Origin of the sequence: Dactylosporangium sp. NPDC050588 (assembly GCF_040654975.1) — a bacterium.
Lineage (GTDB): Bacteria > Actinomycetota > Actinomycetes > Mycobacteriales > Micromonosporaceae > Dactylosporangium > Dactylosporangium maewongense.
Genome location: NZ_JBFAJA010000075.1, coordinates 53,501 through 66,372 on the forward strand (window position 1 = coordinate 53,501; position 12,872 = coordinate 66,372).

Consider the following 12,872-nt stretch of genomic DNA (forward strand, 5'->3'; position numbering starts at 1 on the left):
TCGTCCGTCGGGCGGTCAGCCGCCCGAGCGATCCAGACGGTACTCGTTTTCATTTTCAATAACGAGACATCGCATCGCAATGTGCGCATGCGGAAGACACACCAGTGCTCGTTCCGAAAAGCGGTGCCGGAGCGGGCCGGTGCCGACCCGCAGCCGGCTCGTCCGGCCGAGGACGAACCCCGCCATGGCGACCGCGGACGGGCACGTGCCGTATGTGACGAAGTGGTGCTCGGCGAGCCAGACGCCGTCGAAGCCGGCCCGCTCGGCCGCCCGTGCGTAGGTGACCGCGGCGCGCAGCGCGTCGCCGTGCCCGGCGCCGGGGAACTGGCCGGCCAGCAGGAACGCGTCGACACGCAACGCCCCGCCGGCCGGGCCGATGCCGGCGCCCGGATCAGCAGTCACGAAGCTCCGGCGACTGGTTGAGCAGCTGACCGCGCGGGGAGACGAACGCCTGGTACCGTTCGCCGCCGACCGCCGCCGGGGTGAACGCGGCGACCCGGTGACAGTTCTGGAACGCGAGCCTCACCCCGAAGTGCCGCTCCAGGCCGCCGCGGATCGCGTCGCTGGCCAGGGCGCGCAGCAGCTGGCCGCGTTCGGCCTCGCTCGGCGGCGGCACCTCGTGGTCGGCGAAGTCGCCGCCGGAGGCGTGCAGGTCGCCGGCGACGCCGCTGATGACCGTCCACGCGTATGGCAGGGAGTCGCGCACGCAGGCGACGAACTCGGCATCGTCGACGGGGCCGGCCTCGGCCCGCTCCAGCAGTGCGGTGGGGACGTCGAGTGACATCGTGTGCTCCTTCGGTCAGTGCGCGGCGACGGTCGCCGGCTGCAGGACAAAGTCGGGGTCGATCTGCGCGGTCAGGTCGGCGCCGGCGCGGGCGTTGCCCCAGGCGGTCGCGTTGCGGGTGTGGAACTCGGCGGCCTGCGCGGCGTACCGGGGCCAGTCCTTGCCGCAGCCGTCCAGCGCGGCCCGCATGGTGCGCAGGGCTTCGGCGTTGCCCGCCTCCAGATCGCCGATCGGCAGGTGCCGGCCCCGCTCGGCGGCCTTCACGAACGCGGACCGGCCGATCCAGCACAGCAGGTCGTCGCCGACCTCGTCGCGCAGGAACGCGACGTCGTCGGCGTCGTCGACCTTGTTGCCCACGACGGCGACGCGCACCCCGTGGTCGCGGGCGTAGCCGGTGTACTGCCGGTAGACCCCGACGCTGCGCACGGTCGGCTCGCAGACCAGGAACGTCAGGTCGAAGCGGGTGAACAGCCCGGAGGCGAACGAGTCGGCGCCGGCGGTCATGTCCACCACCGCGTACTCCCCCGGCCCGTCGAGCATGTGGTTGAGCAGCAGCTCCACCGCGCCGACCTTCGAGTGGTAGCACGCGACGCCGAGGTCGTCGACGGCAAACGGGCCCGTCACCGCGAGCCGGACGCCACCGACCGGCCGGACGAGGCGGTCGTAGATCGGGTTGCCGTCGCCGACACCGACCAGCCGCGACCCCGCGCCGGGCGGCGTGGTCTTCAGCATCGCCGCGGCCGAGGCGATTCGCGGGTTGTCCCCGCGCAGGTGTTCCTTGATCTCATCGAGGTGGTCGCCGAGCGCCGGCAGCAGCGCGGCCTCGTCCTGTCCGGCGCCGAGCGCCACGGCCAGGTGCTGGTTGATGTCCGCGTCGATCGCCAGGAGCGGGACGTGCTGTCGGGCAAGGTGCCGGGCGAAGAGCGCAGCCAGCGTCGTCTTGCCGCTGCCACCCTTGCCCACAAACGCTGTCTTCACACCGTTAGTGGTATCGGTTTTCATTTTCACCGTCAAGCGGTTCGCCCGGATTCGGCCCTTCCGGCACCGCGACCACGTGACTCCTTGCACCGCGACCGCGCTGAGGACTTACGACGATGCGCCTGGATCGTCGCGGAAGCTCAGCCCGGCCTCATCCAGCGCTGCCCGTAGGCGTTGAAGGGCGTAGACCCCGACGCCGTGGAGCGCCAGCACCTCGCGCTCGCTGAGGCCGGCCACCTGTTCGAGCCGGACCACGCCGAGTCCGGTGAGCGCACGCGTCGCGGCCGCGCCGACGTGCGGCAGCGGGATGCCCGGCTCCGGCGCCGGTCGCCCCCGGGACGGCCGGGGATGACCCTCATGGTCCAGGACGGCGGCGCCGCGCGGCGACAGCCGGTACCCGATGTCGAGCGACTCCGTCAGGCCGCGCTCCTTCAGCTTGCGCACGTTCTGCTTGAACGACGGGGTGTCGCGCCCCATCCGCTGCGCGAGATCGGGCGCCCGGGTGGCCGGCAGCTCGTCGATCAGCAGCAGCGTCTGGCGGGTCCAAGGCCCGGTCGGCGAGGCACGGTCGAGCCGGTCGAGCCACCCGACGATCGCGTCGATCTCGGCGGTGTCGGGCACCGACTCCCGCAGCGCGTGCCGCGGGTCCACGCCCGCATACCGCAGCCCGATCCGGTACACCGGACGCTCCGGGTGGACACGGTCCAGCCCCTCCCGCAGCGCGACCAGCGACGCCGCGCCGGCCCGGCGGGCGTCCGTGGCGGTCAACGACCTCACCGGCACCCGGTCGACCGACGTGATCTCGACCAGCCCGACCGCCGTACGCATCTGGGTGCCGACCTTGACTCGAGGCCGATCCCACCGGCGGAACGCCACATCGACATCACCGGCACGGATCGCCGCCAACTCCGCCGGACGCATCTGCACGCCCCAGTTCACCACACGCCACGACCCATCGGACGGTCGCGCATCCGGCGTGTCACACCGCTGTGGATGTGGGAACGTGCCTCCACGCGCCCAGCCCGCAGCATGAGAGTTGCCGGGTCAGCCGCTGGCAGACTCGGTGCCTTGTGGCTGTTCAGGTACCGTACCGCTCCTTGCCCCAGCGTCCCAGATCAGCGCCGAGCCGCGGCAGGTTCGTTGGGAGGCGCTTGGGCTTCGCCGCCGACCCGGCTCGTTCGACGGGCAGGCGAAGCTGGTGGAACGGCACACCGCCGCCGGTGAGCAGGGTGAGCACGAGCGGCGTCGCCGGCCGGTTGTACCCGACGTGCAGTGCGAACCGGACCGGCCCGTAGGTGCCGCCGAAGCGGTGCAGCAGCAGCATGGTCGAGCCGAGCGGCTCAGTGGAGCACCACAGGGTGCCGGCGAACACGCAGCCGACGGCGTACTCCTCCTCGGCGTAGGGCCACGCGCCAGGCTCGGCAAGCTCGACGTCGACCGTCAGCAGGTAGCTGGTGTTCGGCCGGACGATGCGCGGCCAGCTGACGATCGGCCGCAGCTGCACGGCGGCCCCGTCAGCCATCGTGGCCGCCGATCGGTTCCGGGTGCAGCCGTAGGACCGTGTCCGGGTGTCCGAAGTGGACGTAGGCGAAGCTCTGGAAGAAGTACTCGAAGTCGTGTTCCTCCCGTAGATCGGGCTCGCCCGGCCTGCGCAGCGCCCCGTCGGCGGCGTGGCGCCGGTGCTCCAGCAGCACGGTGCCGAGACGCTGGTCCTCGTCCGGCACCTCCAGCAGCCTGGCGGCGAACTCGTGGGAGTGGTCGAAGGCGACCGGGCCGACCGTGGCGACCACGCTGAACGCGCCCCGGCGCAGGAACAGCTCCGCGAAGCTGCTGGTCGCCCTGTAGGCGTGCCGCCCGGTGCGCTCCGCGGTGGCCGAGTCACAGGCGTTGAGCAGCACGACGGCGTTGCTCTGCCGCAGCGCGGGCATCCGGTACTCGTCGCACTCGTCTCTCGTCATGCCGCCGAGCTGATAGTTGCCGTCCTCGTCGAACAGTCCGTGACACCGCACCAGAATCAGGGCGAAGCGCAAGGCGTCGTCGTCGAGCCGGGCAAGCAGCTGCTGGACCGTCGGCATGGGCACCGCGCCGTACATCGCCAACGCGTCGGCGAGCTGGACGGCATTGGTGGCAACGATGTCGTCGCCCTCCACGGCAAGCACCGTGCCGGTGCAATGGCCGGCTTTCGCGGTGTACCTGGCCACACGCAGCGGGTCGTGGATCGACGTCCAGCGCACCACCTCGACGCGGGCGCCGAGCCAGTCGTCGTGCTCCTGGGAGTAGTACAGCTCCCATGGGATGGCGTAGTCGGTGAAGTCCCAGACGATCAGGCGGGCCGGTCCGGCGCCGTCGTCCTCCCCGGCGATCAGTTCGTCCAGCCACAGGTTCAGGTGGTGCTTGTCGTTCCACCAGGAGCGCAGCCGCAGGTACGACGCCCGCCACCGGCCCTGCCGCAGGATGTCCGCCATGCTGAAGTCGGGCCGGCCCTGGATTCGCACATCCGCGTCGGACTGTGCCCGCGGCTCGCCGGGGCAGAGCAGGTCGACGCGGAACAGTTCCCGGCCGCCGTCGCTGGCCGCGGAGACGACCAGCAGCTTGGTGCGCTCCGGCAGCGTGTCCGCCAGCGGTGCGTAGGCGACGTCGAAGGTGGTCGGCTCGCCGTGCTGCAACAGCGCCGGGTCACGGGTCACCGGCCGCGGCACCCGGTGGGTGGTCGCGGCCGGCGGCCGTGGCGTCGTCGTGTTCGTCACCGGCCGGCCTGCCCGGCCGTCCCGGGGCGGACGGGTGCGATCACGGTCGCGCCCATCGCGTCGGCGAGTTCGAAGGGCAGCTGCGGGTACAGGCCGGACCCGGGGGTGACGACCAGTGCCTGCACCCTGCGCATCCGCGCGATGGGCCAGGCGGCGGCGACCGCGTCGGTGAGGCCGCGCCGGCCGACGATGCCGTCGACCCGGCCGAGGACGCTGGCGTCGAACGGGACGTTGCCCCGTGCGTCGGTGACGACGAGCAGCAGCAGTTCGCTGACCGGCACCTGCCGGCGGCCGAACCGTCGCAGTTCGTCGACGGCGAGGTCGACGGCGTGCGCGAGGGGGCTGGCGCCGCCGGGCGCGCGGCGCAGCGACTGCGTGACCCGCGGGTCGTACGCCGAACGGGCCCGGAACCGGGCCGCGCGCAGCTCGTGCCCGGTGTCCGCGTGACCGAACTCGATCACCGTGACGGCGGCACCGTTGCCGTGCGCCCACCGCAGGTAGGGATTGAGGGTGTCCGCCCACTCCCAGTCACGGCGACATGTGTGGTCCAGAACGAGCACCAGCCCGCACGCCGGTTCCGGCCGGCGGCGGTGGCGGCGCACGTCCGACGGGCGCACCACCGGCCTGCCGCGCTCGCCGCGACGTTTCATCGCCTCCAGCAGCGTGGCTACGGCGGCGAAGTCGTGGACGCGGTTGCTGGGTTCGGCGCCGGTGACGGCGCCGCGGCCGGGCCGGTGCCGTTGCGGCGCCTTGCCCGCCACCTGCACCTCGTGCGAGGCGTAGGCGACGGCCGTGATGTCCTCCGGGTACATGGTCCGGCCCGCGCCGGCAGGTGTCGCGACGATCGGCACGACGTCCAGTGGCGTGGCGGAGCCGGAGTTGAACAGCCCTGGTGCCGCATCGGCGGGAACCTGCGATGCGGGCTCGGACCCGTCGGACGTTCCGCCGCCGCCCGTGCCGGGCAGGTCGTCGAGGGGTGGCAGCTCGGTCGGCAGGCCGTCGAGACGGTCGACCGGGGTCACCGGCGGCAGAGGCGGTGCCACTACGGCCGGAAGCTCGGCCGCTGTTCTGACGCCCAGCAGCGCCGCAGCGGTCCTGACGTGTTCGCGTTGCACGACGGCCGCCCCACCGGCCCGGGCGACGACCCGGCTGAGCCGGGCGAGCGCGAGGTCCCGGCGGGCGCCCGGCGAGGGCGGCGCGACTGCGAGCAGCTCGTCGATGGCGTCTGGACCGATCCGCGCGGGGCTGCCGCCGACCGGTGCGGCGTCGTGCGGCGGCAGCATCGCGGCGAACGCCGCCGGCCCCTGTCCGGCAACGGAGGCCGACGCCGGGGCCTGCCACAGCCCAGCCGTCCCTTCTCGAACACCTGCCGCCTGCCCATGCCCGTGGGTGCGCCGCGGCTCTGCCGTCCCTGCCCAGGCCGCCGCCCTGTCCGCGGTGGCCAGCATGGTGTTGAACGCCGTCCCGTCGCAGCGAACCGGGAACCGGTCGAGCAGATGCCCGGACAGCTGCGCCGCGTCCTGCCGGGAGCAGGCGGCGAGCCAGCGGCCACGCGGCGCCCACATCCGCTCGTCGCCGAGGCGGCCGCCCGCCGCGACGCCGGCACCGGCGAGGACCACTGCGGCACGGTGCACGGCGAGACCGGCCCGGGCCAGGTCCGGGATGAGCACGATCAGCGGCGGGTCGCCGGGCTGCTCGACGAGCGGTCCCGCCTCGAGGCGGATGCCGCCGGCACCGTCGAGCCGAGTCCGTGACCACAGGTCGTCGTCCGTCGTCCACGACCCGAGCGTGACCAGTCGCGGATCGGGCCCTGCCGTGGCGCATGCGCCGGCCAGCCAAGCACCGAGCGGGCGGAGCAACACCGGGTCGAGGTCAAGCAGCAGCACTCCGCCGATGCGGTGGTCGAGGGCGACCGCCCGCAGGACGTCCAGCGCGGCCCGTGCCGCCGCGTCGCTCACGGCAGCGTCTCCACCTCCCGCAGCGCCTCTTCCACCGCGGCGTCGTCCTCCGCGCGCCACGGCTGCAGCGTGCCGGTCTCCGACGCCGGCCGGCGGTGGAAGAGCGTCATCTTCGCCACGGCCCGCAGGTGCCCAGCCTCGATGGTGCCTGCTCCGGCCAGCGCGGCGACGGCCCGCGCCGCGCGGATCAGGGTCACCTCGCCGCGGTGCCCGTCGACGCCGAACGCCGCCGCCATGCGCGCTGCGGTGTCCAGGGCGACCGGCGGGATGTCGACCTTCCGCCGCCGGTCGCGGGCGGCTTCGAGCGCGGCGCGGCGCTCGGCGTCGCGGCTGCGGGCGTCGGCCAGGTACACCGAGTCGGCGTCCTCGCGCTCGTCCTCGAACCGCAGCACCGCCTCGAGGACCTGCCGCCGGTGCTCGACCGTGGCGTCGTCGTCGATGGAGACCATCAGCCCGAAGCGGTCCAGCAGTTGCGGGCGCAGCCCACCCTCCTCCGGGTTCATGGTGCCGACGAGCGCGAACCGCACCGGCTCGGGCTCGCGGTCGGTGTTGTCGCGCTGCACGACGAGAACCCCGGTCGAGGACACGTCGAGGATGACGTTGACGAGGTGGTCATCGAGGAGGTTGGCCTCGTCGATGTACAGCAGCCGGGCGGTGGAGTCGCTGGCCTGCTTGAGCAGGCCGTCTCTCCATACGTGGCGGTTGTCGAGCAGATCCTCGACGCTGAGGCCGCCCAGCACACGGTCGTCGGTGGCGCCGATCGGCAACGTCACCGGCAGCATCCCGAACGCCATGAGGGAGTAGGCGCGGATGGTCGTGGACTTGGCGGTGCCACGCTTGCCGGAGGCCAGCACGCCGATGCCCGGGTCGATGAAGGCGATCTCCAGCGCCCGGCGCAGCTCGTGGTGGCCGACGACCAGCGAGTACGGCAGTACGGAGCGTTCGATCATGTCGCCTCCGGGCTCGATGTGTACCCGAATGCCGGGGGCAGCCCCTGCCGCCACAGGTCGCACAGCTGGCGGGCCACGTCCATCTCGTCCTCGCGGGTCGCCGGCAGGGCCACGTTCGCCGCCCGGTACAGCGCGAACCGGTGCATGTCAAAGGCCAGGTGGACGGCCTCGCCGTAGGCGACCGCCGCCCGCACCGCGCCCAGGTAGGACAGGGCGCACACCGCGGCGGGGATCAGCAGCAGCGGCCACCAGCGGCCCGCGGCGCCCCACAGCAGACCGGCCGTCGCGACCGTGGCCACGCCGGTGACGGCGGCGAGCCGGGCGGCCGCGTCCATCGTGTCCCGCCGGTCGTCCACGACCGTCTTCACCGCGTCTCCGAGCACGACGTACAGGCGGGGCCAGGCGACGACGGCGTCCAGCCCGTACCCGCGGCCCGCGGTGTCCTGCATCGCGGCGAGCACGTTGCCCAGCGCGGTCGCGCGGACCAGGTGCTCTGGCAGCGGGAACCGTTGCCGGAGGCGGGTTCCGGCGACACCCGCCGCGCGAAGCCGCTCCTCGCTCACCGGCGCCGGCGGCTGCGGCAGCTCCGCGGCCCGTTCGAGCGCGTGTTTGCGCCGCAACTGCCACCAGCGGGCGGCCCCGCCGCCGAGCGCCCTGGGCCAGTCGCCTTCCAGGACCCGCACGAGCGGCTGCTGCAGCGGCTGCAGCAGCACGGCCGCGACGGTGACCGCGAGCGCGATGAGCACGACCTCGCCGACCTGCAGCCCAGCCGCGGTCCGCCAGGCCCGCCCGAAGTCCAGCCGGTGCCCGGGCGCTCCCGCCCAGACGAGGACGAGCAGGAACAGCAGGGTGGCGTACGTCGGCAGGTACGCGACCCGGAAGAACCGCGACGAGGCCACGGCCTTCGGCGGTTCGCTGACCGCGGCGAGGCTCATCGGATCAGCTCCATCGGCCCGTGCTCGACGCACATCGGGATGCGGCGCTCGTCGTAGAAGACCTGCGCGGCGCTTGCGGCGCAGCCCTGGCAGCCGAACAACACGATCCTGTACCGGGTGGAATCGCCGGGCTGGCTCGCCCGCTCTCCCGCGCCCACCGGCGCCTCGATGCCTCCGGCGGTACCGGCCTCCTGCTCCACCAGAGCCCTGGTGGACACGCCGACGTCGACGTCGGCGACTCGGACGAGCACCCGGACGAGCCGCGCGTCGGCCGCGTACACCGCGCGCAGGTGCCGCCGGAGCTGCTCGATGCTCACCCGGCCGGTCTCGTGGTGCACCGCGTCGAACGCGGTCGCGGACGGGTCCAGCAGCGGGCTGTAGGCGTTGCGCAGCCGCCGCTGCATCGTCGTCATCACGCCGGCTTCCCTGCGGCGGTGTGGACCGGCACCCTGGTGAGCCGCCCGCCCGTCAGCGAGTACGCACGCACGGCCCGACCGTCGCGCACCGGCCCGGCCAGCAGCGCGACCTGCCACGGCCGCCGGAACGACCCCGTGTGCAGCACCACGTCGGCCGGGGACAGCCGCAGGTCTCCCTCGTCTGCGACGTGGGTGTGGTACCAGCCGACGAGCCGTCTGCCCCGATCGGCGTGGTCGATGCCCAGGAATGCGCCGGCGGGGAAGGTGAACGACGTCGCGGTCGCCGCGCCACCGCGTACCGCGGCGAGCTCGCCGACGTGGACGATCTGACGGTCCGGCCCGGCCGCGTCGGCGTACACCTGCCCGAAGAGCAGACCGCCCAGTTCCACGGGGCCGCCGAGCGCATCCAGCGCAGCGGCGACCGGCGCGGCGAGCACGACCGTGACGGCGGTCGCCGCCAGGCCCGGCGGGTCGTCGACGCCGAAGTCCGCCAGCGCGGCGACCGGCAGCGGCGGATCCGGCAGCTCCTCGATCCGGTTGCGTCGTCGGCTGCGCGCCGCCGGACGCGGGACGTCGCCGAGCGCCACGATCTCGTATCCCCAGTGCGTCACCGCCGGGTCCTGCCGGGCGAGTTCCCGCTGCAACGGCCCGGCGATGGCGTCGCGCACGGCGAAGGGGTGCTGCAGAACGAGCCGTCCGGCCACCTCGATCCGCACCGTGACGTGGCTACGCCACGGGTACAGGTTGATCAGGACCGGCACGCCGTCGAGCACGTCGATCTGCGTTGCGATCTGGTGGAAGGTGAGCACGAACCGGGCCCCGTCCAGCTCCATGCCGAGGTCCGGCTCGAACCGCGCCCGCAGCAGCGGGGCGAGGGGAACGCTGCCGGCCAGGCTGACCTCGGGCATCCGGAACAGCCGCACGTCCGTGTGGTCGGCGTCAGCCATCGATGCGCTCGATCGCGCCCGTGACCCGCACGAACGGTCGCCGCGCCGTCGGGGCGACGGGTGGCCTGCCGCCGCGCCGGGCGATCTCGTCACCGTGCACCGCGGCCCAGGCCGCCGCGTCCTCGTCGAAGAAGTTCCCGCGGGGCATGCCGCCGGCGTCGATGCGTTCGGCGACGTCGTAGTTGCGGTAGCCGGCGATGTCCACGATCGTCTGGCAGATCTCATGCAGCCTGGTTCCCGGATTCCACTCGTCGGCCGGCGCACCCAGGCAGACCAGGCCTCGAGCGCCGGGCGTCCTGGCCGTCTCCGGGCAGTCGTACGTGGGAAACACGTTCGGGTGGAAGAACGGCGTCAACCAGAAGGCGGTCGGCGGGACCTCAGGGAAGTCACTGCCGAGCAGCAGCCGCACGATGTGCCGGCTGATCAGCGTCGGCTCCCCGGTGTCCCGGCCCGGCGGCCCGAAGCTCGGCCGCTCGAACTCCAGGTCGTACTCGATCGGCGGCTCCGCCCCGGCCCGGACGTGCACCCGCATCCCCGGCGTCGCCTCGGCGAACTCCGTCACCTGCCGCCGGGCCTGCTGGAGCGCATGGATGCGGATCTCCGGATGTACCGCGCCGGCCCGTCCCTCGAACCCCACCCGGATGCTGTCGCCGTCCCGGACTCCGGCCTCGTGGAGCGTCTCGCCGCTCGATGCCCGAATGACGTCGCCGCCGGGGCCCACAACGTCGATCACAGTCGGCGGGTCCACGTCCCCTCCCAACGAGTACTGGTCGACGATTTCCGTCGCGACGTTCCCAAGCGCCTGCATGGCAGGCGCGTCAACGAGGCGGAACCGGCTACCGTCAGGTCCCTGGACGTACAGCTCGCGCAGCAGGTAGTCCGGCGCCCCCGGCGGCACGACGGTGAACCCGAGCTCCGAACCGTCCAGCACCCGCTCCACGGCCGCCGGTTCGACGACGTCGACCTCGAATGACACGGCGTGCTCCGTCGCCCAACGCTGCACCGGCGCGAGGCCCAGCCGGATGAGGATCTCCGTCACCCTCGCCCGTTCGTCGTCGCCCGACGCACGGACGATCACACCGCACTTGTTCGAAGAATGTTCGATCGGCTGCCCCTGGATCATCGCGCTGTACAGCCTGGTGAACACCGGATGTGCCTGGTACCGCCGACGGGCAGCGGTGATCAACCTTCGGAACGGCTGTTCGACGACACCGGCCTCCAGCTGACGGAAGATTTCGATCCACGTCTGCTCGGCCGAGTCTATGAAGGCAGGCCGGTAAGCACGGGGGAACCCCACGGAGTCCAGTATGTTGTCGATGCTCTGATAGCTCGAGAAGGCATGTCCGAGCGCATCCAGCAGCTCGTCACGATCCTCGAGGGTCAGAACGACGTCGGGTTGGGGGCCAGACGGAACCACCGGGTGTCTCCACCTTCCAGGACGGGGAGGATCTCCCCCGGGGCGACGTCCAGCTCACTCAGCCTCACGTCCGGCAACGCGTCCCTGATCCGCTGCGTGAGCCTCATTCGCACCGGCTGACCACACGACGGGCAGGGCACCACGCCACGACCAGCGGGAACACCGGCCGCGACGGTGCGACTACAGTCATAGCAAAATCCCGGGAGACCGAACAGTACCCATGTGACCGGTTCGACCCCGGCCGGAAGCACCGCCAGCAACTGTCCGACCGTCGCGGTCACATCGACGGGCAGCAGTTCGACGGGGGTCGCGGGACGATGATGCGGACAGGCCGGATCGCGGGTCACGGCGGTGTTGCCGGTCGTGCCGGTGAGTCCGTCAACGGACAGCAGCCGCCACGGCAGCCGCTCGCCGAGCAGCAGCCGGCCGGCCGCCACGGTCATCCACGCCGCGACCAGCGCGGTGGACAGGATCGATGACGGTTGCGGCCGTTCGGCGGCCGCGGCGCAGCTGACCGGGTCGTCTGTCGAGGCGCGTTGCCCGGCCGGCAGCGAGCAGCTGTAGCAGCCTTCGGCCGGGTCGACCCGTACTCGGACCTCGCCGCCCCAGGGGTGGGTGCCGCCGTCGACGAGCCGCGCGCCGCCGAGCACGCACCGGCTCAGCAGCTGCAGCCGGGCCCGCCGAGAGTCGAGGCAGCCGAGCACGACGCCGGCGTCGGCCAGTTCGCCGATCCCGACGCCCCGCACAAGGTCGGCCCTGCGGGGGTCGACCACGATGCCGGGGGCGATCCGGCGCACAGCGGCGGCGGCCGCTTCGACCTTCGGGCGGCCGACGTCGTCGCCGGTGAACAGCACGGTCCGGCTGAGGTTCGACGACGACACGACATCCGGGTCGCACAGGACGAGGCGGCCGACGCCGAGGAGGGCGAGGTTCTTCGCCACCTCGTTGCCGAGGGCACCTAGCCCGACGATCACGGCGGTGGTGCCGTGGATGCGGGCCTGGTCCCAGCCGGGGATCAGCGCCTGCCGGGCGGTGCGTTCACCGGGCATGCGGCAGCCAGCGCAGGAGGCGGCCTCGGTATCCCCGTCCATGCTGCCTACCTCTACCAGACGGGCATATTCCCGAACAGCATCTCCACCGGCGCGTCAATCCCGCCCGCTCCGACAGCGGATCAGTCTCCCTCGATCTTGAGTTCGGGCTTCCGCTGTGCCTGAAACAGTCAGGGGCGCGGCCCGGAGTTCCGGGTCGCGCCCCCTGACTGATGGGTCCCGCTGACTTACCTGCCGATCTGCTGGCCGTTGTCGGCCCAGGTGTTGTTGCTCCAGGTGGGGAGCGTCGAGGCGTTCAGGGCCTGGGTGCCGTAGTAGCCACCCTTGGGCCAGAAGCCGCCGCCGGACTGGCGCATGAACTTGTTGTTCGTGACCTTGCCGTTGGTGATCTTGTAGCCGGCGTCGTACCAGTAGAACGAGTAGCCGCCGCCGTTCATCAGGTTGCTGTCGACGACCACGTCGCTGATCGGGCCGATGTCGGCCTTGAGCAGGATGCACGACGTCTGGGTGTGCTGGTTCTCCAGGCGGTTGTGCAGGATGCGGACGTACGTCGCGTTGGTCGACTGGATGACGTCGTTGTGCTGGGCGGAGCCGGAGCCGCCCGGGTCGTGCAGCCAGGAGTCCTGGACCGTGCCGCGGCCGTCGATGCGCAGGATGTCGCCGGAGCCGTGGGCGTTGACCCGCAGGAGGG

The 12,872-nt window shown here is 72.5% G+C and carries 14 protein-coding genes and 1 pseudogene; all 15 read right to left on the bottom strand.

Annotation, left to right across the window (positions count from 1 at the left end; all coding sequences use genetic code 11):
• Positions 1-15: 15 nt before the first annotated feature.
• Positions 16-402, bottom strand: a complete 387-nt coding sequence (locus tag AB0I21_RS41240) for an LLM class flavin-dependent oxidoreductase (RefSeq protein ID WP_360569121.1) — start codon at positions 400-402, stop codon at positions 16-18.
• Positions 392-784, bottom strand: a complete 393-nt coding sequence (locus AB0I21_RS41245) for an SCO5389 family protein (protein WP_360569122.1) — start codon at positions 782-784, stop codon at positions 392-394. Before AB0I21_RS41245 ends, AB0I21_RS41240 begins: the two co-directional genes overlap by 11 nt.
• 15 nt (positions 785-799) lie before the next feature.
• Positions 800-1,762, bottom strand: a complete 963-nt coding sequence (locus AB0I21_RS41250; RefSeq protein ID WP_360569123.1) for an ATP-binding protein — start codon at positions 1,760-1,762, stop codon at positions 800-802.
• 108 nt (positions 1,763-1,870) lie between these two features.
• On the bottom strand, positions 1,871-2,590 hold the full coding sequence (locus AB0I21_RS41255; protein WP_360569124.1) for a hypothetical protein: 720 nt from the start codon (positions 2,588-2,590) through the stop codon (positions 1,871-1,873).
• 250 nt (positions 2,591-2,840) lie between these two features.
• Positions 2,841-3,284, bottom strand: coding sequence for a hypothetical protein (locus AB0I21_RS41260; RefSeq protein WP_360569125.1), 444 nt, complete (start codon positions 3,282-3,284; stop codon positions 2,841-2,843).
• Positions 3,277-4,509 carry a CHAT domain-containing protein gene (locus AB0I21_RS41265; RefSeq protein ID WP_360569126.1) on the bottom strand — a complete coding sequence of 411 codons (1,233 nt, stop codon included), beginning with the start codon at positions 4,507-4,509 and terminating at the stop codon, positions 3,277-3,279. The genes AB0I21_RS41260 and AB0I21_RS41265 overlap by 8 nt, the downstream gene beginning before the upstream one ends.
• On the bottom strand, positions 4,506-6,467 hold the full coding sequence (locus AB0I21_RS41270; RefSeq protein ID WP_360569127.1) for a hypothetical protein: 1,962 nt from the start codon (positions 6,465-6,467) through the stop codon (positions 4,506-4,508). The genes AB0I21_RS41265 and AB0I21_RS41270 overlap by 4 nt, the downstream gene beginning before the upstream one ends.
• Positions 6,464-7,417, bottom strand: a complete 954-nt coding sequence (locus AB0I21_RS41275; RefSeq protein ID WP_360569128.1) for an AAA family ATPase — start codon at positions 7,415-7,417, stop codon at positions 6,464-6,466. Before AB0I21_RS41275 ends, AB0I21_RS41270 begins: the two co-directional genes overlap by 4 nt.
• Entirely contained in the window at positions 7,414-8,352 is a 939-nt protein-coding gene (locus AB0I21_RS41280; protein WP_360569129.1) for a hypothetical protein, read from the bottom strand. The genes AB0I21_RS41275 and AB0I21_RS41280 overlap by 4 nt, the downstream gene beginning before the upstream one ends.
• On the bottom strand, positions 8,349-8,768 hold the full coding sequence (locus AB0I21_RS41285) for a hypothetical protein (protein ID WP_360569130.1): 420 nt from the start codon (positions 8,766-8,768) through the stop codon (positions 8,349-8,351). The genes AB0I21_RS41280 and AB0I21_RS41285 overlap by 4 nt, the downstream gene beginning before the upstream one ends.
• On the bottom strand, positions 8,765-9,715 hold the full coding sequence (locus AB0I21_RS41290; protein WP_360569131.1) for a JAB N-terminal domain-containing protein: 951 nt from the start codon (positions 9,713-9,715) through the stop codon (positions 8,765-8,767). The genes AB0I21_RS41285 and AB0I21_RS41290 overlap by 4 nt, the downstream gene beginning before the upstream one ends.
• On the bottom strand, positions 9,708-10,793 hold the full coding sequence (locus tag AB0I21_RS41295) for a hypothetical protein (RefSeq protein ID WP_360569134.1): 1,086 nt from the start codon (positions 10,791-10,793) through the stop codon (positions 9,708-9,710). Before AB0I21_RS41295 ends, AB0I21_RS41290 begins: the two co-directional genes overlap by 8 nt.
• Positions 10,794-10,904: 111 nt before the next feature.
• Positions 10,905-11,132, bottom strand: a pseudogene (locus AB0I21_RS41300) (effector-associated domain EAD1-containing protein); the annotation flags it as partial.
• Positions 11,096-12,181 carry a ThiF family adenylyltransferase gene (locus tag AB0I21_RS41305; RefSeq protein ID WP_360569132.1) on the bottom strand — a complete coding sequence of 362 codons (1,086 nt, stop codon included), beginning with the start codon at positions 12,179-12,181 and terminating at the stop codon, positions 11,096-11,098. The gene AB0I21_RS41305 and the pseudogene AB0I21_RS41300, both read right to left, overlap by 37 nt.
• Positions 12,182-12,408: 227 nt before the next feature.
• Positions 12,409-12,872 (bottom strand): hypothetical protein (locus tag AB0I21_RS41310; protein WP_354901032.1); only part of this gene is annotated, 464 nt, incomplete at its 5' end.

Bases quoted from the DNA above. Each gene is read 5' to 3' on its own strand.
- AB0I21_RS41245 (WP_360569122.1), bottom strand. From the start codon at position 784: ATGTCACTCGACGTCCCCACCGCACTGCTGGAGCGGGCCGAGGCCGGC.
- AB0I21_RS41260 (WP_360569125.1), bottom strand. From the start codon at position 3,284: ATGGCTGACGGGGCCGCCGTGCAGCTGCGGCCGATCGTCAGCTGGCCG.
- AB0I21_RS41275 (WP_360569128.1), bottom strand. From the start codon at position 7,417: ATGATCGAACGCTCCGTACTGCCGTACTCGCTGGTCGTCGGCCACCAC.
- AB0I21_RS41255 (WP_360569124.1), bottom strand. From the start codon at position 2,590: ATGCGTACGGCGGTCGGGCTGGTCGAGATCACGTCGGTCGACCGGGTG.
- AB0I21_RS41280 (WP_360569129.1), bottom strand. From the start codon at position 8,352: ATGAGCCTCGCCGCGGTCAGCGAACCGCCGAAGGCCGTGGCCTCGTCG.
- AB0I21_RS41305 (WP_360569132.1), bottom strand. From the start codon at position 12,181: ATGCCCGGTGAACGCACCGCCCGGCAGGCGCTGATCCCCGGCTGGGAC.
- AB0I21_RS41290 (WP_360569131.1), bottom strand. From the start codon at position 9,715: ATGGCTGACGCCGACCACACGGACGTGCGGCTGTTCCGGATGCCCGAG.